We start from the raw sequence: 23,410 nt of genomic DNA on the forward strand, positions 1-23,410 counted from the left end.
TATCAGGAGCCCCCCATGCGTCTCATCGCGACCGACGTCACCGTCCCCGGACCGTCGCCCCAGCACGACCCGCTGCTGCCGCCGACCTCGCTCGTCGCCGAGCCCGGCGAGGTCACCCTCGTCCCCGTCGGACCGGAAGGCTCCGCACGGGAGGCCACCGCGCTCGCCCTCGCCCTCGGGGGCGCCGTACGGCTCGGGGGTGGCAGCGTCGACCTGTGGGGCGAAAGCGACCCGCACGTCCTGCGCCGGCACGTCGTCCTCGTCGACGTCGAGGGCGTCACCGCCCCGGAGGACGCCCTGCCCGCCACCGCCGTGGTGCGCGAGCAGCTCGTCCTCGCCCGCCGGCCCTCGCGCGGCACCGCCGCCCGCCGCGTCCTGCTCGAGCACGGCGTCGCCGACGGCTCGGTGCGCTGGGACACCCTCGACCCCGGCGACCGCACCGCGATCCTGCTCGACGTCGCCGCCCGCCGGCCCGACGCGCAGGTCCTCGTCCTCGCCGGGCCCGACCGGCACGGCGGCGACCCCCGCCGCTGGTACGCCGCCGCCCGCGCCCAGGCCGACACCGTGCTCACCGTCGTCGTCCTCTGCCGACCCGACACGATCGCCGCCCTCGCCGGGCCGGTCACCCCGACCGCGACGACCGCGACGACCGCGTCGATCGAGGAGGTGCCCGCGTGACCACCGTCCTGCGCCTCGCCGTCACCGAGCTGCGCCGGCTCAGCGCCGGCCGGCTCGCCCGCGCCGCCCTCCTCGCGCTCGTCCTCGTCCCGACGATCTACAGCGGGCTCTACCTGTGGGCCAACAAGGACCCGTACGGCGCCCTCGACCGCGTCCCCGCCGCCATCGTCGTCGAGGACACCGGCACCACCCTCGCGGACGGCGCGAAGCTCACCGCCGGTCAGGACGTCGGTGACCAGCTCCTGGAGTCCAAGTCCTTCGACTGGCACCGCGTCGACCGCGCGCAGGCCCTCGCCGGGGTCGACGACGGCACCTACGACTTCGCGCTCCTCGTCCCCGCAAGCTTCTCGACCGACCTTGCCTCGAGCGCCGGGAACGACCCGCGCCAGGGCCGCCTCGAGCTCGTCACCAACGACGCCAACAACTACCTGGCCCGCAGCATCGCCGGTCAGCTGGCCCAGCAGGTGACGAAGACGGTCGCCGAGCAGGTCACCAGCCAGGCCGCGCAGCGGCTGCTGGTCGGCTTCTCCACCATCCACGACCAGGTCGCGCAGGCCGCTGACGGCGCGAGGACGCTGCAGCAGGGCGCGGGTTCGGCGAGCAGCGGGGCGCAGCAGCTCGCCACCGGGGCGGGCTCGCTCGTGGCCGGGGAGCAGCAGCTCGTCACCGGCACGAACGCGCTGGCGTCCGGCGCGGACCGGCTCTCCGCCGGGGCGACGCAGGCCGACGCCGGTGCGGCCACCCTCGCGTCCGGTCTGGCCACCCTCGACACGTCGACGGCGAGCCTGCCCGCGCAGACCGCGCGGCTGGCCGCCGGGGCGCAACAGGTCTCCGACGGCAACGCGCAGGTCGCCTCCGTCGGCGCCCAGGTCGCCGCCGCCTCGCAGCAGGCCGCGACCGCGCTCACCACCGACCGGGCCGCGATCGACGCGCGCCTCACCGCCGCCGGCCTGACCGCCGACCAGGTCGCTGCGGTGAACGCCGAGCTCGACAAGGTCGCCGCACCGGTGACCGCCGCCGACGGCACCGTGCAGCAGGCCAACGGCCAGCTCCAGCAGCTGTCCGCCGGCGCGGCGCAGGTCGCCCGGGGCGCGCAGCAGCTGGCCTCCGCCGCCGGGCCGCTCCAGTCCGGCATCCACCAGGCAGCCACCGGCGCGGCCACCCTGCACACCGGGACGACGCAGCTCGCCGCCGGCGCCTCCGACGCCGCCGCCGGCGCGCACCGCCTCGCGACCGGCCAGCAGGACGCGCTCGCCGGCGCCCAGAAGCTGCAGTCCGGGGCCGGGCAGTTCGCGTCCGGCACCCAGCAGCTGCAGCAGGGGGCGGCCCAGCTCGCGACCGGACTGGCCAAGGGCACCAGCTCGATCCCCGACCTGTCGCCCCAGGCGCGGACAGCGGCCGCCCAGACCATCGGCAGCCCCGTCGCCGTCGACCAGGTGGGTGAGGCGAAGGCGGCGACGTACGGCGCGGGGCTGGCGCCCTTCTTCCTCAGCCTGGCGCTGTGGATCGGCGCCTACACGCTCTTCCTCGTCGTCAAGCCGCTCTCCGCACGCGCCGTCGCCGCCCGGGTCCGCTCGCCCAAGGTCGCCCTCGCCGGGTGGCTCGCCCCGTCGCTCGCGGCCGCCGTCCAGGCGGTCGTCGCGCTCGCCGTCGTCGGTCTCGTCCTGCGCATCGACGTCGCGCACCCGGTCGGTGCGCTCGGCCTGATGGTCCTCGCGTCGTTGACCTTCGTCGCGATCCTCCAGGCCCTCAAGGCGCGGCTCGGTGCGGTGGGGACCTTCCTGGGACTCGTCCTCATGGTCGTGCAGCTCGTCTCGGCCGGGGGCACGTTCCCGTGGCAGACGCTGCCGGCGCCGCTGCGGGCGATCCACGAGGTCATGCCGATGACCTACGCGATCGACGGCCTGCGCCGGGTGATGTACGGCGCCGACCTGGGCCACCTCACGGTCGACGTCGCGGTCCTGCTCGTGTGGCTCGTCGCCGCGCTGGCCTGGACGTCGTGGGCGGCACGTCGATCGGCGGTGTGGACCCCGGCCCGGCTCAAGCCGGAGCTGAGCCTGTGAGCGAGGATGGAGGCGTGACCGACCCCCGCGGCCCCGTACGCCATCTGCTCTTCGACGCCGACGGGGTCCTGCAGACCCTGCCCGGCGGATGGGTCGAGGCGGTGCGGCCGTACGTCGGCGACCACGCCGAGACCTTCCTCGGGCAGGCCTTCGAGGACGAGCGGCCCGCCCTGGTGGGGGAGGACGACCTCGTCCCCCACCTGGACAAGGCGCTCGGCGAGCTGGGGCTCGACGTCACGGGCGAGGAGCTGTACCTCGCCGTCTGGCACCGGGTGCAGACCGTCGACGAGGTGCTCGCGCTCGTGCCGCGGCTGCGCGCCGCCGGGTACGGCGTCCACCTCGGCACCAACCAGGCCCGCCGGCGCGGCGAGCTGATGCGCACCGAGCTGGGGTACGACGAGCTGTTCGACGTCAGCTGCTACTCCTACGACCTCGGCGTCGCCAAGCCCGACGTCGAGTACTTCCGGCGGTGCGCCCAGCGGATCGGCGCCGACCCGGCCGAGATCCTCTTCGTCGACGACCGCGAGGACAACGTCGCGTCCGCCCAGAGCCTCGGCATGACCGGCGTGCACTGGGACCACACGCTGGGCACCGACGCACTGCTTGCCGGCCTCGCGTCGTACGGCGTCGTCCCCGCTCTCTGACGAGGCGGGCGCGGGGCCACCACGACGAACACCCCACTTGTTGCTTCTTCCTGACACCCAGCAGGGTGCCCAGAATCAGCAACAAGTGGGGTGTTCCCCCCTCTGGCCGGAGACTCAGGCGGCGACGGTCTCCGGCGTGTACTCGACGAGCTGGGTGAGGGCCGAGCGGAACTTGGCCTGGACCTCGGGGTCGGTGAGGACGTCGACCTCGACGCCCGGCTGCGAGACGACGACGTCCTCGACGACGACGGCGCCGGCGATCTTGGCCGAGCGCTGCGTGTCGGCGTGCGACCACTTGCCGCCGTACGGGGTCGGGGTGGTGCCGACGACGCCGAACGGCTTGCCGGCGATGGCGCCCTGGCCGTAGGGCCGCGACAGCCAGTCGATGGCGTTGTTGAGGACGGCCGGCATGGTGCCGTTGTACTCGGGGGTCACCGCGAGGACCTTGTCGGCGCGGGCGACGCGCTCGCGCAGGGCCTGGGCGGCGGCCGGGGCGGTCTCGCCGTCGACGTCCTCGTTGTAGAACGGCACGGCGTCGAGGCCCTCGACGATGTCGACGACGACGCCCTCGGGGGCGGAGTCGCGCAGCTGCTCGGCGAGCTTGCGGTTGGTCGAGCCGGCGCGCAGGCTGCCGACGAGGACGGCGACGGTCTGGGGGGTGGTGGACATGGGCACTCCTTGTGGAGGACGGAGGAGGACGAAGGTGTCGGGGAAGGCACGCCCGTGTGCCGTCGACGATCATAAACGGACCCTGGTCCGCTTTCATTCCCGGGTCTCGTACGACGCCCCGCCCCTAGGCTGACGGGGATGGCCACCGGACCCGAGCACGCCCTGCCGCTCGTCGCGCGTCCCGGCCCCGTGCTGCCTGACCACCTCCGCGCCGACGCCGCCCGCAACCGCGAGGCCCTGCTCGAGGCCGCCGCCGCGCTCGTCGCCGAGTCGTGCGTCGGCGCCGTGACGATGGACGCCGTCGCCCAGCGCGCGGGCGTCGGCAAGGGCACCGTGTTCCGCCGGTTCGGCTCCCGGGAGGGGCTCATGGGGGCCCTGCTCAACCTGTCCGAGGCGGAGTGGCAGACGGCCGTCCTCTCGGGGCCGCCTCCGCTGGGGCCCGGGGCGCCGCCGTACGACCGGCTCGTCGCCTTCGGCCGCTCACGCCTGGAGTCGACCCTGCGGCACGCCGAGCTCATCGCGGCGGCCGGGGTGGCGGGCCGGCGCAGCCTGCCCGCCTGGTCGTTCGCGGCGATGCACGTGCGGATACTGCTCGAGCAGCTCGGCGTCGACGGCGACCTGCCGGTCCTCACGACCGCGCTGCTCGCCCCGCTGGAGATGCCCGTCCTCAGCCAGCAGCTGGACGGTGACGGCTTCCCGGTCCAGCGCGTCCTCGACGGCTGGGTCGACCTGCTCGAGCGGGTGACCCGGCGGAGCTGAGCCGCCGGGTCACCGGTCAGGGCGACAGCTCAGAGCGGCAGACGCGTGACCCAGTACCGCGCGGTCGCGGGCGACGCGGTGCCGAACCGCGCGTTGACGGCGTAGAGCGCGCCGGCGGCGAAGGTCGCGGTCGACGGGACGTCGAGCCGGTCGTCGCGCAGGACCTCGGACACGGTGCCGGTCCAGCCCGTGCCGTCGCGGGACAGCTCGACGGCGGTGACCGAGTAGTTGTCGCTGCCGCGGACGACGTACGCCGTCGTGCCGCGCCGCTCGACGCCGTCGCCGCCGACGATCGCGGGGGACCCGGCGACGGGGATCTCGCGACCCCGACCGGTGCTCGGGTTGACCTGCCACAGGCCGCCGACGCGCGAGTTGTCGAGCAGGAGCGTGCCGCCCGGGAGCGTGCGGATCCCGTTGGCGTTGTTGGCCTTCCCGTCGCCGGCCGGCCACTGGCCGGTCAGCTCGAGGAACTCGGGGGCGCCGCCCGTCGGACGGCCGGTCGAGGTGAGCGGGATCTTGGTCAGCCGGTCGACGAGGGAGTCGGTGACCCACAGCGCGTCACCGAGGATGACGAGGTCGTTGAGGAACTTGCCACCGGGCACGACGGTGTCCTGGATGATGCGCCCGGAGGCCGACCCGACCGCCCAGACGTGCGCGACGTCCCCGACGTTGCCGACCGCGTGGACGATGCCGGTGCGGTCGTCGTACAGCAGCCCGCGGAGCTGACGACCGGTCGCACCGGGGAGCAGGACGCGGGTGGTGCCGCGCAGCAGGTCGCCGGTGACGATACGACCGTCGTTGAGCGAGCCGACGAAGAAGACGGCACCCGGACCGGACGTGATGCCCTCCGGCTGGATCCCGTCGGGCAGGGGCACCTCCGCGCGGGCCGCGAGGGCCGGGCGGGCGGTGAGGCCGATGCTGCCGAAGGTGGCGAGCGCGGCGGCGGAGGTCAGCAGGGTGCGGCGGGGCAGGGCGTCCATGACCCATTCTGGGAAGACCCTGGGAGCTACCGCCACCCTCGGAGGGGTCCGGCTCAGCCGCTCCACTCGCCGGTGTCGAAGGCGTGGTGCAGCACCCGGGCGTACGGCGCCGTGTCGAGACCCTGCTCGTGCGCCCACCGCGGGTCGCCGTACGTCGTCGTGTAGCGCTCGGCCGGGTCGCACAGCAGCGTGACGATGCTGCCGCCGCCCTCGCGCTGCAGCTCGCAGGCGAGGTAGAGGGCGCCGTACAGGTTGGTGCCGGTCGACGGGCCGCTGCGCAGGCCGGTGCGCTCGGCGAGGACGTGCATCGCGGCGACCGACGCGGCGTCGGGGACGCCGAGCATCCGGTCGACGACGGTCGGGACGAAGCTCGGCTCGACCCGCGGTCGGCCGATGCCCTCGATCCGCGAGCCGCGGCCGCGGGGCTCGCCGTCCGCGCCGTCGGGGTCGCGGAAGGCGGTGAGGAACGCGGACCCCTCGGGGTCGACGACGGCGAGCCGGGTGGGCAGTCCGCGGTAGCGGACGTACCGGCCGATCGTCGCGCTCGTGCCGCCGGTGCCGGCGCCGACGACGACCCAGGCGGGCACCGGGTGCCGCTCGAGCGACAGCTGCTCGAAGGTCGACGAGGCGATGGTGTTGTTGCCGCGCCAGTCGGTGGCGCGCTCGGCGTAGGTGAACTGGTCGAGGTAGTGCGCGTCCCCCTGGTCGGCGAGGGAGCGGGCGGCGTCGTACACCTCGGACGGGTCGTCGACGAGGTGGCAGCGGCCACCCTCGCGCTCGATGAGGGCGATCTTGGCGGCGCTCGTCGTGCGGGCCATGACCGCGACGAAGGGCAGACCGAGCAGCCGGGCGAAGTACGCCTCGGAGACCGCGGTCGAGCCGCTGCTCGCCTCGACGAGCGTCGTCCGCGGGCCGACGAGCCCGTTGACGAGGGCGTGCAGGACGAGCGAGCGAGCGAGGCGGTGCTTGAGGCTGCCCGTGGGGTGCGTCGACTCGTCCTTGAGGTAGAGGTCGACGTCGGGGCACCCCGGGACCGGCACCGGCAGCAGGTGCGTGTCGGCGCTGCGCTGGGCGTCGGCGAGGATCCGGCGGACCGCCTCGTCGACCCACTCCCGCGGGGTGCAGCGGGTCGAGGGGACGTCGGTCAGCGGAGTCACGACGGGGTCGGCAGGCACGTCGGTCACCGTACCGACGCCGTCGCGGCGCCCTGCCAGGATGAGGGACGTGACGACCGCGATGACCGTCGAGTCGGGCGGCCTCGACCGCGACGACGTCCGCGCGCTGCTCGCCGAGCACCTGCTCGAGATGCACGCGACGTCACCGGCGTGCAGCGTCCACGCCCTCGACCTCACCGGCCTGCAGGACCCGGCGGTGACGTTCTGGACGGTCCGTGAGGCCGGTGCGCTGCTCGGCTGCGGCGCGCTCAAGCAGCTCTCGCCGACGCACGGCGAGGTGAAGTCGATGCGGACGAGCCCGGCCGCGCGCGGGCGCGGGGTCGCCGCGCTGGTCCTCGCCACGGTGCTCGACGAGGCCCGGCGACGGGGGTACGACCAGGTCAGCCTGGAGACCGGGTCGCAGGACCACTTCGCGCCGGCGCGGCGGCTCTACGCGCGGCACGGGTTCGTCGGGTGCGGGCCGTTCGAGGGCTACGGGGAGGACCCGAACAGCACGTTCATGACGCTCGACCTGCGGACGTGACGCCCGGTAAACCCGTTGCCGCTGAAAGCGGACCGGCGCTTTCCTGAGCGCATGCCGACGACGATCAACCACGTGACCTTCGACGCCCTCGACCCCTACGCGCAGGCGAGGTGGTGGTGCGCGCTGTTCGAGGTCGAGATGGATCCGGAGGACTTCCCGGGCGACCCGGCGGCGATCGTCCACCTGCCGGGCGGGACGGGGATCCTCTTCGAGCAGGTCCCCGACGGGAAGGTCGTCAAGAACCGCGTCCACCTCGACCTGACCCCGGACGTCCCCCGCGACGAGATGGTGGACCGGCTCCTCGGCCGCGGCGCCGCGCACGTCGCCGACCACCGACGCCCCGACGGCTCCGGCTGGGTCGTCCTCGCCGACCCCGAGGGCAACGAGCTGTGCGTCGAGCGCAGCGCCGCCGAGCGGGCCGGGCGCGGCTGACCCCTGGCCCCGGAGGGTGGCGGGGAGCAGACTGCGGGCCATGACCGGGCCGTCCGAGCACCGCACCCTCGTCCTCGTCCGCCACGCCAAGGCCGAGCAGGTCCTCGGCAAGCCCGACCACGACCGGTCGCTCACCGACCGCGGCCGGAGCGACGCGCTGGCCGCCGGGCGGTGGCTGCACGAGCAGGGCGTCTCGCCCGACCTCGTCATCTGCTCGACGTCGGTGCGCACCCGCGAGACGTGGGCCGGGATCTCGCAGGGCGGGTGCCACACTGCGTACGTCGAGTACCGACGCGCGGTCTACCAGGACGGGACCGAGGGCGTCCTGCAGTCGGTGCGCGAGGACGGCGGCGAGGTGGACAGCCTGGTCGTCGTCGGGCACAGCCCCGGCATCCCGGACGCCGCCGCGCTGCTCAGCGACGGCGAGGGGTCGGTCGAGGCGCACCGGGTGCTCGCCGAGGGCTTCCCGACCAGCGGCATCGCCGTTCTCGAGGTCGAGGGGGACTGGGCCGACCTGGAGGTCGGCGCCGCCCGCCTCGTGCGGGTCCACGTCGCCCGCGGTTGAGGATAGTGGGCTCAAGTAGGGCCCTCCAGCCGCGCCCTCTCATCGCGAGGTGACGGGGAACCGTGCGTTTTGTCGATATGTCCAACCGGCACCTATTCCTCGTAAACGACGAAATTCGGCGTTTCCGACTGGTCGAGCGCGCCTAGGTCCAGAAGCCCAGCCCGCCAGGCTTGCTGCTCAGCGCGGACGAGCTCGAGAAGTCGGCCGATGAGGTGACGTCGGCTGTTGTATGCGTAGGTGTCGCCGAACCCGGCAGCGTTGAAGACGATGCGTCCCTCACCGGTCGCGAGAAGCTCCAGCGCCAGCGCTTCGTGCTGCTGAAATTTGGCTCTGAGCAGGTGGGCGATGGTCGCCTGCAGGGATGCGTCCCAGCCGGGTCGTGCCGGGATCCCACTCGCGATCTGACTAAGTCTGTAGGTGTTGGGTTCGGCGAGGACAGCGTCCTGAACGGCCCGGTCCGTCGTTCGGAGGGCCCAGTAGGCGTGCTCCACGGTCGGGTACAGCACGTCACCTATGCGGACCGGCGCCGGGTACTGGGTGTGGAGGCCGAGGATGCCTGGAGGATCGGGCCACCCGTTGTGGTGGAAGGAGCCCGGGACCACGACCGCAGGCGCGACAGTCGGGGTGCGCTCAGCCGCCTCGTCCCGGCCGGCTCGCCACTCGGCGAAGTACGCGAGCGCCGTCTCGCGGCGTTCCTCGGTCACGGACTGGCCGGCGAGTTTCTTGCCCAGGGGGGTGATGAGGACCTGCAGGGGCCAGTCCTTGGCGTCCATGTCGCCGAGGATGTATCGGCGGCGGTGCTCGGGGATGTCGTCGTACGCGCCCGCGAGACGCTGTCTGTTCGCATCGGTCTGCTCGGCCAGGAACAGGTCGAGGGCTTCGAGGCACCGACCGGCGGAGTCGAGGCGGCCGTTAAGGGTCTCGATCTGGTCGACGACCTCGCGGTAGAGCTCATCTGCACCGACCCAGGACTGGACATTCTTGAACGTCCACGACGCCAGTTCGTGCGCGGACGCCTCGGCGCCCTCCTTGAGCGACGTCGCCACCCAGCCACTGCGAAGTTTGTCGCGGAACTGCTCAACCGTCACCAGGCCCCAGCAGTCAACGAGGCCGTCGGCGTACACGATGAGGTCGGTTAGGTAGTACGAACCGCCGTTGTTGATGAACGCATGCCGCCAAGAGCCGATGACGCTCTCACCATCGACATCGCGCGAAGTTCGACTCCACATGGCCATGGACGGCAATCTACGTTCGGAGACATGGTCACGCGGACATCTCCGCACGGAGAACTCGGCGATCCTGCCGCTGACGGCCCCGAACGGCACGAAAAAGCGGCGGCGCCCGGACACGAGTTCGCGAACCGCAGGCCCGAGCGCGAGGAGTGCGCTAGCTGTGTCGCTTCCCTCACGAGGCTCCTAGCCGACCTGCGAGACGCCGTACGGCGTCCTGCGGGACCCGGGGCTAGAGTCCGCGGGTATGACGACCGAGACGCCGGCCCCCGACATCAAGCCCCGCTCCCGCGACGTCACCGACGGGCTCGAGAAGACCGCCTCGCGCGGCATGCTCCGGGCCGTCGGCATGGGGGACGACGACTGGGCCAAGCCGCAGATCGGCGTCGCGAGCTCGTGGAACGAGATCACGCCGTGCAACCTGTCGCTCGACCGGCTGGCCAAGGCGGTCAAGGACGGCGTGCACGCCGGCGGCGGCTACCCGCTCGAGTTCGGCACCATCTCCGTGTCCGACGGGATCTCGATGGGTCACGAGGGGATGCACTTCTCGCTCGTGTCGCGCGAGGTCATCGCCGACTCGGTCGAGACCGTGATGAACGCCGAGCGCCTCGACGGGTCGGTGCTCCTCGCCGGCTGCGACAAGTCGCTTCCCGGGATGATGATGGCGGCCGCGCGGCTCGACCTCGCGTCGGTCTTCCTCTACGCCGGGACGATCCTGCCCGGCATCGCCAAGCTCTCCGACGGCTCGGAGAAGGAGGTGACGATCATCGACGCGTTCGAGGCGGTCGGCGCCTGCGCCGCGGGCAAGATGTCGCGCGCCGACGTCGACGCCATCGAGCGGGCGATCTGCCCGGGTGAGGGCGCGTGCGGCGGGTTCTACACGGCCAACACGATGGCCGCCATCGGCGAGGCGCTCGGGATGTCGCTGCCGGGGTCGGCCGCGCCGCCGGCCACCGACCGGCGCCGCGACATCTTCGCCCGCAAGTCCGGCGAGGCCGTCGTCGAGCTGCTGCGCCGCGGGATCACCGCGCGGCAGATCATGACCAAGGAGGCGTTCGAGAACGCCATCGCCGTGACGATGGCCTTCGGCGGCTCGACCAACGCGGTGCTGCACCTGCTCGCCATCGCGCACGAGGCCGAGGTCGACCTGACCATCGAGGACTTCAAGCGGGTCGGCGCGAGGGTGCCTCACCTGGCCGACGTCAAGCCGTTCGGCCGGTTCGTCATGAAGGACATCGACCGGATCGGCGGCATCCCCGTCGTCATGAAGGCGCTGCTCGACGCCGGCATCATGCACGGCGACTGCCTGACCGTGACCGGGAAGACAGTGGCCGAGAACCTGGCCGACGTGCCGCCGCCGGACCCCGACGGCCACGTGATCCGCGCCATGGAGAACCCGATCCACCGCACCGGCGGCATCACGATCCTCACCGGGTCGCTCGCGCCGGAGGGCGCGGTCGTCAAGTCGGCCGGCTTCGACACCGACTCCTACACCGGGACCGCGCGCGTCTTCGACGGCGAGCGGGCGGCGATGGACTTCGTGGAGAGCGGCAAGCTCGCCGCCGGCGACGTCGTCGTCATCCGGTACGAAGGCCCCAAGGGCGGCCCGGGCATGCGCGAGATGCTCGCCGTCACCGGCGCCATCAAGGGCACCGGGCTCGGCAAGGACGTCCTGCTCATGACCGACGGCCGGTTCTCCGGAGGCACGACGGGTCTCTGCGTCGGGCACATCGCGCCCGAGGCCGTCGACGGCGGACCGATCGCGTTCGTCCGGGACGGCGACACGATCCGGCTCGACGTGGCGGCCGGCACCCTCGATGTCGACGTGTCGCCGGAGGAGCTGGCCGAGCGCGCCAAGGACTTCACCCCGCCGCCGCCGAAGTACCCGCGCGGGGTGCTCGCGAAGTACCGCAAGCTCGTCGGGAGCGCGAGTCGGGGCGCGGTCCTGGAGTAGTCAGAGGATCGACCTGGGCTCGGTCCCGGCCAGCAGGGCGAGGGTCAGCTGTGCCTGAGTCCGATGGTCTGCGGGCAGTGCCCGCCATGCCTCGTGGTCCATCGGGAGACGGCGCACAAGGGTCAACACCCGCTGCCGGTCCGAGCCGGCGAATCCAGCCCGTTCGGCGAACGGGTCGTCGATGCAGGCGAGCAGCGCGGCGGCGTCGAAGAGATGGCGGTCCCCATCCCGGGAGTCAGCGGTGTAGGCAGCAGCCTTGAGGATCAGTGCTCCGAAGGGTCGCGGTACCGAGACGGTCGCCGTCGCGCCGCGCACGATCTCCAACCGTGCATTGACAGTTCGGCGCAGTGCCTGAGTGCCTCCCTCGATGCGGGTCATCTCATGTCCACGCAGCGTCTCGATCACCCGCGGAGCAGGGTGGTCCGCGATGAGCACGTCCACCTGATCCTGCTCGTCCGCGCCGACGACGAGATCGACGGTGGACGCGCCTCGGACGAAGCGGTGTGCCGTGTTGTGGCGCGGGTCGATGCTGGGTCGAAAGCGGTAGCCGAGGATCTCGAGGGCAGTCGCCACGGCGCTTGGGAGTCCTCGACGCGTCTCCAGGTGCAGCACGATGTCGACATCGTTGGTGGGCCGCACGATGCCCAGGCCGTGATGGACGGTGTGGAGCTGTCATCAAGCCGCCGACCAGCGTCCAGCTCCCGTCGGGGAGAGCCTGGGCCAGCTCGGCCACGCTGGGCCACGGGTCCGGCCATCCCCCTGTTGCGGTGGTGATCTCGATCGTCGGGCGGTCCGGAATCACCGATGGGCCTCCATCGCGTCGTCGAGGGCACGTCGGCCGGCGCTCCGCAGGCGTGGGTCGCTGCTCGTCGCCGCATCCAGCGCCGCGACCGTCAGGGTGTCGACGAGGCCGCGGACTCGCGCGGTGTCGAAGCCGGTCGTCCTCAGCACGACGGTCCCGTCGGTCGCCTCCCGCAGGCCCAGCGTGAGCACCACACGGTCCAGGTCGTCCTCCGCGAGATAGCCGTCCACGCTGCCGTCGACCGCATCGCTGATGCCGAGCTGGCGCAGGTCGGTGGCGAGGACCAGAGCTCGCAGTCGGGGGATCGCCGCGCGGTGAGCTTCATAGGTGCGGACGCGCGTGCGGTCCCGCATGCGAGTCAGCAGCTCGTCGACGTCGCGAGTCTCGCGTAGCGCCGTCCGGAGGCGAGAGGTCTGCACCGTGCCCAGCCAGTCGACGTCACGGCCGGACAGGAAGGCGACGGCTCCCCATGCGGTGGGCTCGGCCCACGCGCGAGTCCGCCCCTGTCGGTGCGACCGGAGGTACCGGTCGACGGACGCCCGGTCGACGAGCCCGCGGGCGATGCGGTCGACCGCACCGGAGTCCGCCAGTCTGCGGGCATGCCGGGTCGACACCCCCAGGGCGTTCGCCGTCTCCTCGATGCTGAGGAACCCATCAGCCATAACAGATAAGGTCCCCTATCGGACGTAATCTGTAAAGCGGCGATCATCCGTCGAGGCGTGGGCTGCTGAGGAGGGGATCAGAGCAACGCGTCCGGCGGCTCGGCCGCGGCCGGGCCGCCGCGACCGACGGTGCGCGGGGCGTCGTACCCGCCCTCGGGTGGGACCATCTCGCCGCGCACGCCGAGCAGCCGGATGGGCCGGTCGCCCTGGTCGAGGCCGGCGAGGAGCTCGAGGGCGACGGCGGCGAGGGTCGGGGCGTCGTACGTCGGCTGGGGCAGGGTGCGCACCCGGGTCGTCGTGAAGAAGGGCTTGTAGCGGACCTTGAGGCCGACCCGCTGCGCCGGGCGGCCTTCGTGCCGCAGGTCGGTCTCGACCTGCCGGGCCAGCTCCTCGATGGCGGCCGCGACCTCCTCGGGGGTGACCAGGTCGCGCTGGTACGTCGTCTCGCGCCCGTGCGCCCGCGCGACCCACGGGGTGTCGTCGACGACGTTGGTCGACAGGCCACGCCCGAGCCGGCGGTAGTGCGGGCCCATCCGCGGTCCGAACTCCGTCGTGAGCGCGTCCTCGTCGGCGCGCGCGAGGTCGGTCACCGTCGTGACGCCGAGGGCCTCGAGCCGGGCGGCGATGCGGTTGCCGATGCCCCAGATCGCCGTCGTCGGGCGGTCGCCCATCACCTCGACCCAGGTGTCACGGGTGAGGACGAAGGTGCCGCGGGGCTTGCCGAAGTCGGTCGCGATCTTCGCCCGCACCGTCGTGTCGCCGATGCCGACGGAGCAGTGCAGGTCGGTCGCGGCCAGCACCTCGGCCTGGATCCGCTCGGCGTAGGCGACCGGGTCGCCGACCTCGGCGTCGTCGACGCCGACGAACGCCTCGTCCCAACCGAGGACCTGCACCGTCGCGCCAGGCTGCGCCTTGAGGGTCTCCATGACGCGCGCCGAGACCTCCTCGTAGACGGGTCGGTCGACGGGCAGGAAGACGCAGTCCTGGCACTTGCGCTGGGCCAGCCGCAGCGCCATCCCGGAGCGGACGCCGAAGGCCCGGGCCTCGTACGACGCCGTCGAGACCACCGCCCGCTCGGTCGGGTCACCGCGGCCGCCGACGACGACCGGTTTGCCCGCGAGCTCCGGGTGGCGCAGGACCTCGACCGCGGCCAGGAACTGGTCGAGGTCGACGTGCAGCACCCAGCGCGCCATCACCCCATCCTGCCCGTCACCGCCCCGTCGTAGCGTCCGCACCATCGAGGCACCGGTGCCTCGATGTTGCGGACGCTGCGTCTCACCAGGTGACGCCGCGGGTGACGACGAGGAGCTTGACGAGGACGAGGACGAGGAACAGCACCCACGCCACGACCGGCACCGGGGGAGCGGGTTGCGTCGGGAGGGTCGTCGGGTCCTGCCGGGCGCGGGCTCGCTGCCAGAAGACCATGGCCAGCGGTGAGAACACCGCGAGCGACGCCGAGCCGAGGAGGATGGCGACGACGTCGCCGTCCTGGGTCCCCGCGGTCCGCGCGAGGAAGGCCAGCTCGAGGAGCACGGCGACCGCCGTCCCGACCAGCCAGGGCCAGACGATCATGGCCCGCAGCTCGTAGAGGTCCCGGGCCCAGGTCACGGCCACCGCGGCGAACCGCCGCACCAGCAGCACCATGAGGACGACCCCGACGGCGCCTATCGCCCACGCCACCCAGCCCGGCGCGCTCAGGGCCGCGAGCCCGGCGCCGGTGTCGCCGCTGCTCACCAGCGGCGCGATGACGAGGTAGCCGATGCCTTCCTGGGCACTGAGGAAGCCGGCCCACGCCAGCCACAGCCGCCACCAGCCAGGCGGCCGCAGCCGCGCGAGAGCGACGACGAGCAGCCCACTGAGGAGGCTGAAGGCGGGTCCGGTCAGCGCCGTCACCGCGTGCTGACCCGGCGTCGGCTCCGGGGAGAAGCGCACCTGGCTGGTGAACTGCGTCGGCGTCAGCCCGAGCAGCAGGCCGGCGACGGCGTGAGACGTCTCGTGCAGCGCGATGACGACCACCTGCCCGAGGACGAGCGCCGCGGTCGACGCGAGCAGCATCCGACGGGCGTCACCTGGCGGCGCGAGACGGGCGTGGACGTCGATGTCACGAGTGATGTCCCCCTGGACCATGCCGCCCACCCTGCCCCCGGGGCTCCGCACGGCCCCTGACGTCCGTCACGGAAGTCCGGACGTCCGCAACTCTGCGGCACCGGTGCCGCAGAGTTGCGGACGCTAGACGTCGGTGCCGCGGTTGACCCAGGTCGACGTCACGGTCATGCCGACCTTCTCGTAGAGCCCCAGCGCGCCGGTGCGCGAGTCGGTGGACAGCTCGCACCGGGTGCGACCGCGGGACCGGCCGCCCGCGAAGGCGTCGACGAGCAGCGCTCTCGCCAGCCCGCGCCCGCGGTGCGCGCGCTCGACGGCGAGCTGGTCGACGTACGCCGTCGCGCCGCTGTCGACGACGACCGCGGCGCCGACGACCGCGCCGTCCGGCGCGGTGACCAGCCGCAGCATCGACCGGGTGAAGCCGGGGCGCAGCACCGTCACCGCCGCCCAGTCCTCGTAGGCGGTCGGGGTGCGGTCCGGCCACTCGGAGAAGGCGCGCTCGACGACGCCGTACGCCAGCCGCTCCTCACCGGGCTCGAGCCCGCGGACGGCGTACCCCGCGGGCAGCGGCTGCGGCTCGATCTCGCGGCCCTCCTCGAGGGCGAGCACCCACGACGTCCAGCGCACACGCCAGCCGAGCGAGCCGAGCAGCCGATCGGCGTCGGAGCCCTGGAGCACCGGCTGCCCGACGGTCGTCCCGCCCTGCCGCCGCCCCTCCGCGACGACCCAGCCCGCCAGCCAGGTCCCGAGCCCGCGGCCACGGTGCGCCGGCAGGACGTGCGCGTCGGCGCGCTGGCCCCGGAAGACCTCGGCGTAGGCGACGAGCTCGCCGTCGAGCTCGAGCCCGACGGCCTGCGTCGTGACGTCGAAGCTCGGCCGCTGCCAGTCGCCGACGATGTCCTCGGCGTCGACCACCGCCTCGCCGACGTCGTGCACCTCGCTGTCGCGGACGATCTCGTGGACCCGGACGGCGTCGGGCAGCACCAGCCCCCGGCGGCGGTACGGCGCCGGCGGGTCGGGGTCGGGATCGCGCGTCACCTCGGCAGGATGGGGGCCGTCGGCGCTCGCTGTCACCCCGGTTTCGGGGTGTCCGTCTGGTGACACAACCGTCCCGGATGCTGGGACACGCCGGAGCCCGGATTGACACCGCCTCACCCCGGGGAGCACGGTGTCCCTGTGGCACGACTCCTCGTACTTCCTCCGCGCGTCTGACGACGGTCCACCGACCCGAGCCCGACGCGCTCCCCTTCTGTCCGCCAGTGGACCGGAGGGTTTTTTTGTGGCCGGAGTCCGCCCCTCACCCGCGGCGCTCTCCGACCCGCAGCACCCCCAGCAGGACCCGTAGCAGGACCCGAGCACGACCGAAGGTGACGACGTGAGCGACAGCGCGACCCCGGTGCGACCCTCCCCGGCCGACATCGCCCAGCACGCGCGGCGGACCCCCGCCCCGCAGCCCGGCCCCATCCCGACGCCGGAGCAGGTCACCGGCGCCCAGGCCCTCGTCCGCTCGCTCGAGGCGCTCGGCGTCGACACCGTCTTCGGCATCCCGGGCGGCGCGATCCTGCCCGCCTACGACCCGCTCATGGACTCGACGTCGGTCCGGCACATCCTCGTGCGCCACGAGCAGGGCGCCGGCCACGCCGCCGAGGGCTACGCCGCCGCGACCGGTCGGGTCGGCGTCTGCATGGCGACCTCCGGCCCGGGCGCGACCAACCTCGTCACGCCGCTCGCCGACGCCTACATGGACTCGGTGCCGATCGTCGCCATCACCGGCCAGGTCAGCTCCGCCGCCATCGGCACGGACGCCTTCCAGGAGGCCGACATCCGCGGCATCACGATGCCGATCACCAAGCACAACTACCTCGTCACCGACCCGGCCGAGATCCCGCGGGCCCTGTCCGAGGCCTTCCACGTCGCGCGCAGCGGCCGCCCCGGGCCGGTCCTGGTCGACATCAGCAAGGACGCGCTGCAGGGGACGACGACGTTCTCGTGGCCGCCGACGACCGACCTGCCCGGCTACCGTCCGGTGACCCGCCCGCACAGCAAGCAGATCCGCGAGGCGACCCGGCTCATCGCCGCCGCCAAGCGGCCCGTGCTCTACGTCGGCGGCGGCATCGTCCGCGCCGAGGCCAGCGAGGTGCTGCGCCGGCTCGTCGACCTCACGCAGATCCCCGTCGTCACCACCCTCATGGCCCGCGGCGTCGTCCCGGACGAGCACCCGCTCAACCTCGGCATGCCCGGCATGCACGGCACCGTCGCCGCGGTGACGGCGCTGCAGAAGTCGGACCTGCTCATCACCCTCGGCGCCCGCTTCGACGACCGGGTGACCGGTCAGCTGTCGACGTTCGCCCCCGAGGCCAAGATCATCCACGCCGACATCGACCCCGCCGAGATCTCCAAGAACCGCACCGCCGACGTGCCGATCGTCGGCGACGCCAAGGAGGTCATCACCGACCTCATCGAGGCGATCTCGCACGACGAGGCCTCGCAGGGCGCGGACTACGCCGACTGGCGCGCCACCGTCGCGGAGTGGAAGGAGACCTACCCCCTCGGCTACACCAAGGACGAGGGTGGGGCGCTCAGCCCGCAGTACGTCATCGAGCGGATCGGCGAGCTGACCGGCCCCGAGGCGGTCTACTGCGCCGGCGTCGGCCAGCACCAGATGTGGGCCGCGCAGTTCGTGCGCTACTCGCGCCCCAACGCGTGGGTCAACTCCGGCGGCGCCGGCACCATGGGGTACGCCGTCCCGGCCGCGATGGGCGCCAAGGTCGCCGAGCCGCAGCGCACCGTCTGGGCCATCGACGGCGACGGCTGCTTCCAGATGACCAATCAAGAACTGGCGACCTGCGTCATCAACGACATCCCGATCAAGGTCGCGGTCATCAACAACAGCAGCCTCGGCATGGTGCGCCAGTGGCAGACGCTCTTCTACAACGAGCGCTACAGCAACACCGACCTGCACACGAGCGTCGGCCAGCGCATCCCCGACTTCGTCAAGCTCGCGGACGCCTACGGCTGCCTCGGGATCCGGGTCGAGCGCGAGGAGGACGTCGACGCGGCGATCCGCACCGCGCTGGAGACCAACGACCGGCCCGTGGTCATCGACTTCGTCGTCGCCCGCGACGCGATGGTGTGGCCGATGGTGCCCGCCGGCGTGAGCAACGACAAGATCCTCAACGCCCGCGGCGCGGCCCCCGTGTGGGACCGCGAGGCCTGACGGCCGGCCCGGAAGCAGAGAGCAGGAGCGACATGAGCAAGCACACCCTGTCCGTCCTCGTCGAGAACAAGCCCGGCGTCCTGGCCCGCATCGCGGGCCTGTTCTCCCGCCGCGGCTTCAACATCGACTCCCTCGCCGTCGGCCCGACCGAGCACGACGACATCTCGCGGATGACCGTCGTCGTCGACGTCGAGGACCTGCCGCTCGAGCAGGTCACCAAGCAGCTGAACAAGCTCGTCGAGGTGCTCAAGGTCGTCGAGCTCGACCCGACCGCGTCGGTGCAGAGCCAGGTCGTCCTGGTCAAGGTCCGCGCCGACGCGACGACCCGCACGCACATCCTCGAGACCGTCGAGCTGTTCCGGGCCCGCGTCGTCGACGTCGCCCACGACTCGGTGACCATCGAGGCCACCGGCAAGGTCGACAAGGTCCACGCGCTGCTGGGGCTGCTCGAGCCCTACGGCATCCGCGAGCTCGTCCAGTCCGGCGTCGTCGGCGTCGGCCGCGGGCCGCGCTCGATCACCGACCGCAGCCTGCGCAGCGCCTGAGCCGCACGACGCCGTACGGCGACCCGCGGGTCGCCGCACGGGGTGCGCCCCCCGCTTCACCTGAAGAAGAAGTCCACAACCGAAGGAGACTGGCCCCATGGCCGAGATGTTCTACGACGACGACGCCGACCTCGGGGTGGTCCAGGGCAAGAAGGTGGCCGTCATCGGCTACGGCAGCCAGGGCCACGCCCACGCGCTCAACCTGCGCGACTCGGGCGTCGACGTCCGCATCGGCCTGGCCGAGGGCAGCCGCAGCCGTGCGAAGGCCGAGGCCGAGGGCCTGCGTGTCCTCACCGTCGCCGAGGCCACCGCGGAGGCCGACCTCGTCGTCATCCTCACCCCGGACCAGGTCCAGCGCACCGTCTACGCCGAGCACATCGAGCCCCACCTCAAGGACGGCGCCGCGCTGCTCTTCGGCCACGGCTTCAACATCCGCTTCGGCTACATCACGCCGCGCGCGTCCTCCGACGTGCTCATGGTCGCCCCCAAGGGTCCTGGCCACCTCGTGCGCCGCGAGTACGCCGACGGCCGTGGCGTGCCCGTGCTCCTCGCCGTCGAGCAGGACCCGTCCGGCACCGCCTGGGACCTGGCCAAGAGCTACGCCAAGGCGATCGGCGGCCTGCGCGCCGGCGGCATCGGCACGACCTTCACCGAGGAGACCGAGACCGACCTCTTCGGCGAGCAGGCCGTCCTCTGCGGCGGCGCGTCCCAGCTGGTGCAGTACGGCTTCGAGACCCTCACCGAGGCCGGCTACCAGCCCGAGGTCGCGTACTTCGAGTGCCTGCACGAGCTCAAGCTCATCGTCGACCTCATGATCGAGGGCGGCATCGCCAAGCAGCGCTGGTCGATCTCCGACACGGCCGAGTTCGGCGACTACGTCTCCGGGCCCCGGGTCATCGACCCGCACGTCAAGGAGAACATGAAGCAGATCCTCGCGGAGATCAAGGACGGCACCTTCGCGAAGCACTTCATCGACGACCAGGACGCCGGCGCGCCGGAGTTCACCGCGCTGCGCGAGAAGGGTGCCCAGCACCCGATCGAGAAGACCGGCAAGGAGCTGCGCGGCCTGATGTCCTGGATCAAGGACTCCGACAGCGACTACGTCGAGGGCTCGGCGGCGCGCTGACGCACGGCTGAGCTCCCTACGGGGCGGCGCCGGGTCACCGGCGCCGCCCCGTAGGCTCGGTCGACGTGGACCGAGCCGGCTTCTCCGACTGGCCGTTCGCGGCGCTCTACGCGTTGTTCTTCGTCGCCGCCCTGGGCCGGGGGAGCCTGACCTACCTCGCGGGACGGGGGCTGCGCGGCGGGACCGGCCGGCTGCGCGGCGTCGCCGCGCGCCTCGACCGGCCCTCGCTCCAGCGGGCCGAGCGCGTGGTCGCCCGCTGGGGCGCGCCGGTCGTCGCGCTGTCCTTCCTCACCGTCGGTTTCCAGACCGCCGCCAACGCCGCCGCCGGCGCGCTGCGGATGCCGTGGCGGCGCTACCTGCCCGGGGTCGTCGTCGGCGCGCTGCTGTGGGCGCTGGTCTACACGACGGTGGGGTTCGCGGTCGTCGAGCTGTGGGTGGGCGGCGGCTGGCCGTACGTCGTCGCCGCGGCGGTCCTGCTCGCCCTCGTCGCCGCCGCCACCGCGTGGTGGCGACGCCGGCGACGGGCGTGAGCGCTACCGTCCTCACGACGGGTGGCGTACGGCGACCCGCGGGAACCGTTGGGGGAGAGCCGTGACGGCGAGGCAGGGCGGGACGTACGACGTCCGCTGCCACACGCGCGCCGACGTCGAGCCGCTGCTGCCCGCGTGGTGCGCGCTCGCCGAGCGCGTGCCACCGCGCAACCCGCTCGCCGGTCCGCAGGCCGTCCTCGCCTGGTACGACGCCCTGCTGCCCGAGGGCGACGAACGCGTCCTCGCCGTCACCCACCCCGGCGACGGCCTCGTCGCCGTCCTGCCGCTCTTCGTGCACCGGTGGCTGCCCGGCGCGCGGTGGCGCGGGGCGCCGTACCGCGACGCGGTGCGCTCGCTGCACCTGGCCGGGGCGCTGCTCGACCCGCTGCTGCACGAGGTGTCCGAGCCGCTGCTCGACCCCGCGCACGACCGGGCCGCGCTGGCCGCGGCGGTCGGCTGGCTGCACCGGCACGAGCGCTGGGACTGGGTCGACCTCGAGCTGCGCGACGACCAGCCGTGGCCCGAGCCGCGCTGGCTGTCCGACGTCGGCGCCCGGCCGGCCATCGTCCCCGGCGCCCCCGTGCCACAGGTGTGCGTCCCGCTCGACGGCGACGAGCCCTGGCGGCCGCGGCGCAACCTGCGCGAGAGCCTGCGCCGGTTCCGCTCGCGGACGGCCCGGGCGGGCGGGGAGTGGGCGCTGACCAGCGTCGCCGCCGGCGAGCCCGGGTGGCCGGCGGCGCTGGCCGACCTGCGGCGGCTGCACGGCGACCGCGCCGGGCTCGACCGCGGACCCGGTCACGCCGACGTCCTCGAGGTCCCCTCGCAGGGGCGGCTGCTCGAGGGGCTGGCCCGGCGCGCGCCGTACGCCGGCGCCACCGTCCACCGGGTGGAGCGCGACGGTCGGGCGGTGGCCGCGCTGCTGACCTTCGCCGTCGGCGACACCCTGTGGGTGTCGGTGTCCGGGGTCGCCGACGAGGCGTGGGAGCTGAGCCCGGTCACGGCCCTGCAGGAGCACGCGCTGCGCCGGGCGGAGGCCGAGGGCCGGCGGCGGATGCTGTTCTCCCCGGGCGTCGACACGGCCAAGCTGCGCTGGTCCGACCAGCTGGTCACCACCCGCCGGTTCACCCTCGTCGGGGACCGGCCGGGCTCGGCCCGGGTCTACCGGGCCGTCGGCATGCTGCGGGCGCACCGGACGATCACCCGCGAGCTGCGCCGGTTCGGACCGGTGAGCGACGCGGTGTCCGGATCCCAAGACTCGGGTGTCAGATAGTCGGACGTCCACCTACCGTGGAGAGGTCGCCCGAGGCCGGAGACCCCGTGCCTGGAGGCGGCGACCGCACCACCGCACGGAAGGAGGCGCGACATGAGCGAGGAAGCACTCCGCGCCCGGCAGGCGCTGCAGGAGTCGATGGACCTGCGCGACCAGGGCCACACCGACGACGAGGACTGAGCGGCCACCCGCTGCCCGTCCCTCACGGCCCGTCCGCGACCCGCGGGCGGGCCGTCGTCGTGCCCGGCTCGCGTTCCTCGACGATCTTCGAGCGGGGGAGTGCTCGGGGCTGGATCCGGTCGCGTTCGTCGAAGATCTTCCGGGAGCACCGGGTTCGCATCGCGAGACGCCCGTCTCGCCCCTCAGGACCGGCCCTAGGCTGCACGGTATGAGCACGCTCCAGCTGGCGGTCATCGGCGGCGACGGCATCGGCCCGGAGGTCGTGGCCGAAGGCCTCAAGGTCCTGCGGGCGGCCGCGGGCGGCGACCTCACCGTCGAGACCACCGAGTACGACCTCGGCGCCCGCCGCTGGCACGCGACCGGTGAGACCCTCCCGGCGAGCGTCCTCGAGGAGCTGCGCGGCCACGACGCCATCCTGCTCGGCGCGATCGGCGACCCGTCGGTCCCGTCCGGAGTCCTCGAGCGCGGCGTGCTGCTGCCGATCCGGTTCGCCCTCGAGCACTACGTCAACCTGCGCCCGGCCAAGCTCTACCCCGGCGTGCGCAGCCCCCTCGACGTCGCGCACGTCGCCCCCGGCGGCATCGACTTCGTCGTCGTGCGCGAGGGCACCGAGGGCCCGTACGTCGGCAACGGCGGCTCGATGCGCACCGGCACCCCGAACGAGGTCGCCACCGAGGTGAGCATCAACACCCGCTTCGGCGTCGAGCGCGTCGTCCGCGACGCCTTCGCCCGCGCGCAGGCCCGGCCGCGCCAGCACCTCACGCTCGTCCACAAGCACAACGTCCTCGTCAACGCCGGCCACCTGTGGCGGCGCACGGTCGAGGAGGTGGGCGCCGAGTTCCCCGACGTCGAGACGGCCTACCAGCACGTCGACGCCGCGACGATCTTCCTCGCGACCGACCCCGGCCGCTTCGACGTCATCGTCACCGACAACCTCTTCGGCGACATCATCACCGACATCGCCGGCGCCATCGTCGGCGGCATCGGCCTGGCCGCGAGCGGCAACGTCAACCCCGACCGCACCGCCCCCAGCATGTTCGAGCCGGTCCACGGCTCCGCGCCCGACATCGCGGGCCAGGGCAAGGCCGACCCCACCGCGACGGTCCTGTCCGTCGCCCTCCTGCTCGACCACCTCGGCCGCGCCGACGACGCCCGCCGCGTCGAGGCGGCGGTCGAGGCGGATCTCGCCGAGCGCGGCGACGCGCCCCGCTCGACCAGCCAGGTCGGCGACGCCATCGCGTCGCGCCTCGCCTGACCCGCTCGCCCCTCCGGACCACATCCGGGTCGCCACCCGAATCGGATTC

At 73.2% G+C, this 23,410-nt stretch carries 23 protein-coding genes; 14 read left to right on the plus strand and 9 right to left on the minus strand.

Annotated elements, in window-relative coordinates; genetic code table 11:
- Positions 1 to 15: 15 nt before the first annotated feature.
- The 3 genes from FB458_RS21935 to FB458_RS14060 are packed head-to-tail and all read left to right on the plus strand — an operon-like array spanning position 16 to position 3,385.
- Positions 16 to 678 (plus strand): hypothetical protein, encoded by a 663-nt coding sequence (locus FB458_RS21935; RefSeq protein ID WP_141849045.1) that lies wholly within the window; start codon positions 16 to 18, stop codon positions 676 to 678.
- Positions 675 to 2,741 (plus strand): YhgE/Pip domain-containing protein, encoded by a 2,067-nt coding sequence (locus tag FB458_RS14055; RefSeq protein ID WP_141849046.1) that lies wholly within the window; start codon positions 675 to 677, stop codon positions 2,739 to 2,741. The genes FB458_RS21935 and FB458_RS14055 overlap by 4 nt, the downstream gene beginning before the upstream one ends.
- Before the next feature lie 14 nt (positions 2,742 to 2,755).
- Positions 2,756 to 3,385, plus strand: a complete 630-nt coding sequence (locus FB458_RS14060; protein WP_141849047.1) for an HAD family hydrolase — start codon at positions 2,756 to 2,758, stop codon at positions 3,383 to 3,385.
- Between the two features lie 114 nt (positions 3,386 to 3,499).
- Here the strand turns inward: FB458_RS14060 and FB458_RS14065 are convergent, their stop codons facing one another.
- Positions 3,500 to 4,054, minus strand: coding sequence for an NADPH-dependent FMN reductase (locus FB458_RS14065; RefSeq protein ID WP_141849048.1), 555 nt, complete (start codon positions 4,052 to 4,054; stop codon positions 3,500 to 3,502).
- 138 nt (positions 4,055 to 4,192) lie between these two features.
- Between FB458_RS14065 and FB458_RS14070 the strand changes: the two genes are divergently transcribed.
- The gene (locus FB458_RS14070; protein WP_141849049.1) at positions 4,193 to 4,813 is read left to right on the plus strand and encodes a TetR/AcrR family transcriptional regulator; all 621 of its coding nucleotides are present in this window, start codon (positions 4,193 to 4,195) and stop codon (positions 4,811 to 4,813) included.
- Positions 4,814 to 4,842: 29 nt separating this feature from the next.
- On the opposite strand, the gene FB458_RS14075 is transcribed toward FB458_RS14070, so the two are convergent.
- Together FB458_RS14075 and FB458_RS14080 are read right to left on the minus strand one after the other, a co-directional pair.
- A complete protein-coding gene (locus FB458_RS14075; RefSeq protein WP_141849050.1) occupies positions 4,843 to 5,793 on the minus strand; it encodes an NHL repeat-containing protein in 951 nt (316 codons plus the stop codon).
- A 53-nt stretch (positions 5,794 to 5,846) separates the two neighbouring features.
- The gene (locus tag FB458_RS14080; RefSeq protein WP_281286102.1) at positions 5,847 to 6,968 is read right to left on the minus strand and encodes a PLP-dependent cysteine synthase family protein; all 1,122 of its coding nucleotides are present in this window, start codon (positions 6,966 to 6,968) and stop codon (positions 5,847 to 5,849) included.
- Between the two features lie 61 nt (positions 6,969 to 7,029).
- On the opposite strand from FB458_RS14080, the gene FB458_RS14085 reads away from it, so the two are divergent.
- The 3 genes from FB458_RS14085 to FB458_RS14095 are packed head-to-tail and all read left to right on the plus strand — an operon-like array spanning position 7,030 to position 8,488.
- Positions 7,030 to 7,491: a GNAT family N-acetyltransferase gene (locus FB458_RS14085; RefSeq protein ID WP_141850592.1), complete on the plus strand. Its 462-nt coding sequence runs from the start codon at positions 7,030 to 7,032 to the stop codon at positions 7,489 to 7,491.
- Between the two features lie 51 nt (positions 7,492 to 7,542).
- Positions 7,543 to 7,923, plus strand: a complete 381-nt coding sequence (locus FB458_RS14090; RefSeq protein ID WP_141849051.1) for a VOC family protein — start codon at positions 7,543 to 7,545, stop codon at positions 7,921 to 7,923.
- A gap of 40 nt (positions 7,924 to 7,963) precedes the next feature.
- Complete coding sequence (locus FB458_RS14095) at positions 7,964 to 8,488, plus strand: SixA phosphatase family protein (RefSeq protein ID WP_141849052.1); 525 nt, start codon at positions 7,964 to 7,966, stop codon at positions 8,486 to 8,488.
- Positions 8,489 to 8,580: 92 nt separating this feature from the next.
- On the opposite strand, the gene FB458_RS14100 is transcribed toward FB458_RS14095, so the two are convergent.
- On the minus strand, positions 8,581 to 9,723 hold the full coding sequence (locus tag FB458_RS14100) for an NADAR family protein (RefSeq protein WP_141849053.1): 1,143 nt from the start codon (positions 9,721 to 9,723) through the stop codon (positions 8,581 to 8,583).
- A gap of 241 nt (positions 9,724 to 9,964) precedes the next feature.
- Between FB458_RS14100 and ilvD the strand changes: the two genes are divergently transcribed.
- Complete coding sequence (ilvD, locus tag FB458_RS14105; protein ID WP_141849054.1) at positions 9,965 to 11,671, plus strand: dihydroxy-acid dehydratase; 1,707 nt, start codon at positions 9,965 to 9,967, stop codon at positions 11,669 to 11,671.
- Here the strand turns inward: ilvD and FB458_RS14110 are convergent, their stop codons facing one another.
- The 5 genes from FB458_RS14110 to FB458_RS14130 all read right to left on the minus strand — a co-directional run bounded on the left by FB458_RS14110 (position 11,672) and on the right by FB458_RS14130 (position 16,276).
- A complete protein-coding gene (locus FB458_RS14110) occupies positions 11,672 to 12,310 on the minus strand; it encodes a hypothetical protein (protein WP_211356048.1) in 639 nt (212 codons plus the stop codon). It abuts the gene before it with no gap.
- Positions 12,311 to 12,469: 159 nt separating this feature from the next.
- A complete protein-coding gene (locus tag FB458_RS14115) occupies positions 12,470 to 13,135 on the minus strand; it encodes a helix-turn-helix domain-containing protein (protein ID WP_141849055.1) in 666 nt (221 codons plus the stop codon).
- 77 nt (positions 13,136 to 13,212) lie between these two features.
- Entirely contained in the window at positions 13,213 to 14,328 is a 1,116-nt protein-coding gene (locus FB458_RS14120) for a DNA polymerase IV (protein ID WP_141849056.1), read from the minus strand.
- A gap of 82 nt (positions 14,329 to 14,410) precedes the next feature.
- Complete coding sequence (locus FB458_RS14125) at positions 14,411 to 15,262, minus strand: hypothetical protein (RefSeq protein ID WP_141849057.1); 852 nt, start codon at positions 15,260 to 15,262, stop codon at positions 14,411 to 14,413.
- Between the two features lie 102 nt (positions 15,263 to 15,364).
- Complete coding sequence (locus FB458_RS14130) at positions 15,365 to 16,276, minus strand: GNAT family N-acetyltransferase (RefSeq protein WP_246061214.1); 912 nt, start codon at positions 16,274 to 16,276, stop codon at positions 15,365 to 15,367.
- Between the two features lie 337 nt (positions 16,277 to 16,613).
- Between FB458_RS14130 and FB458_RS14135 the strand changes: the two genes are divergently transcribed.
- The 6 genes from FB458_RS14135 (at position 16,614) to FB458_RS14165 (ending at position 23,361) form a co-directional block, all read left to right on the plus strand.
- Entirely contained in the window at positions 16,614 to 18,455 is a 1,842-nt protein-coding gene (locus FB458_RS14135; protein ID WP_141849059.1) for an acetolactate synthase large subunit, read from the plus strand.
- A gap of 32 nt (positions 18,456 to 18,487) precedes the next feature.
- Entirely contained in the window at positions 18,488 to 19,000 is a 513-nt protein-coding gene (ilvN, locus tag FB458_RS14140; protein ID WP_141849060.1) for an acetolactate synthase small subunit, read from the plus strand.
- 97 nt (positions 19,001 to 19,097) lie between these two features.
- Positions 19,098 to 20,126 (plus strand): ketol-acid reductoisomerase, encoded by a 1,029-nt coding sequence (gene ilvC, locus FB458_RS14145; RefSeq protein ID WP_141849061.1) that lies wholly within the window; start codon positions 19,098 to 19,100, stop codon positions 20,124 to 20,126.
- A 65-nt stretch (positions 20,127 to 20,191) separates the two neighbouring features.
- Positions 20,192 to 20,656, plus strand: a complete 465-nt coding sequence (locus FB458_RS14150; RefSeq protein ID WP_246061215.1) for a VTT domain-containing protein — start codon at positions 20,192 to 20,194, stop codon at positions 20,654 to 20,656.
- A gap of 61 nt (positions 20,657 to 20,717) precedes the next feature.
- The gene (locus FB458_RS14155; RefSeq protein WP_141849062.1) at positions 20,718 to 21,926 is read left to right on the plus strand and encodes a GNAT family N-acetyltransferase; all 1,209 of its coding nucleotides are present in this window, start codon (positions 20,718 to 20,720) and stop codon (positions 21,924 to 21,926) included.
- Positions 21,927 to 22,314: 388 nt separating this feature from the next.
- Complete coding sequence (locus FB458_RS14165; RefSeq protein WP_141849063.1) at positions 22,315 to 23,361, plus strand: 3-isopropylmalate dehydrogenase; 1,047 nt, start codon at positions 22,315 to 22,317, stop codon at positions 23,359 to 23,361.
- Positions 23,362 to 23,410: the final 49 nt, after the last annotated feature.

It is taken from the genome of Lapillicoccus jejuensis (assembly GCF_006715055.1).
Lineage (GTDB): Bacteria > Actinomycetota > Actinomycetes > Actinomycetales > Dermatophilaceae > Lapillicoccus > Lapillicoccus jejuensis.

Bases quoted from the DNA above. Each gene is read 5' to 3' on its own strand.
- FB458_RS21935 (WP_141849045.1), top strand. From the start codon at position 16: ATGCGTCTCATCGCGACCGACGTCACCGTCCCCGGACCGTCGCCCCAG.
- FB458_RS14065 (WP_141849048.1), bottom strand. From the start codon at position 4,054: ATGTCCACCACCCCCCAGACCGTCGCCGTCCTCGTCGGCAGCCTGCGC.
- FB458_RS14070 (WP_141849049.1), top strand. From the start codon at position 4,193: ATGGCCACCGGACCCGAGCACGCCCTGCCGCTCGTCGCGCGTCCCGGC.
- FB458_RS14075 (WP_141849050.1), bottom strand. From the start codon at position 5,793: ATGGACGCCCTGCCCCGCCGCACCCTGCTGACCTCCGCCGCCGCGCTC.
- FB458_RS14085 (WP_141850592.1), top strand. From the start codon at position 7,030: ATGACCGTCGAGTCGGGCGGCCTCGACCGCGACGACGTCCGCGCGCTG.
- FB458_RS14090 (WP_141849051.1), top strand. From the start codon at position 7,543: ATGCCGACGACGATCAACCACGTGACCTTCGACGCCCTCGACCCCTAC.
- FB458_RS14095 (WP_141849052.1), top strand. From the start codon at position 7,964: ATGACCGGGCCGTCCGAGCACCGCACCCTCGTCCTCGTCCGCCACGCC.
- FB458_RS14100 (WP_141849053.1), bottom strand. From the start codon at position 9,723: ATGGCCATGTGGAGTCGAACTTCGCGCGATGTCGATGGTGAGAGCGTC.
- ilvD (WP_141849054.1), top strand. From the start codon at position 9,965: ATGACGACCGAGACGCCGGCCCCCGACATCAAGCCCCGCTCCCGCGAC.
- FB458_RS14115 (WP_141849055.1), bottom strand. From the start codon at position 13,135: ATGGCTGATGGGTTCCTCAGCATCGAGGAGACGGCGAACGCCCTGGGG.
- FB458_RS14120 (WP_141849056.1), bottom strand. From the start codon at position 14,328: ATGGCGCGCTGGGTGCTGCACGTCGACCTCGACCAGTTCCTGGCCGCG.
- FB458_RS14125 (WP_141849057.1), bottom strand. From the start codon at position 15,262: ATGGTCCAGGGGGACATCACTCGTGACATCGACGTCCACGCCCGTCTC.
- ilvN (WP_141849060.1), top strand. From the start codon at position 18,488: ATGAGCAAGCACACCCTGTCCGTCCTCGTCGAGAACAAGCCCGGCGTC.
- ilvC (WP_141849061.1), top strand. From the start codon at position 19,098: ATGGCCGAGATGTTCTACGACGACGACGCCGACCTCGGGGTGGTCCAG.
- FB458_RS14165 (WP_141849063.1), top strand. From the start codon at position 22,315: ATGAGCACGCTCCAGCTGGCGGTCATCGGCGGCGACGGCATCGGCCCG.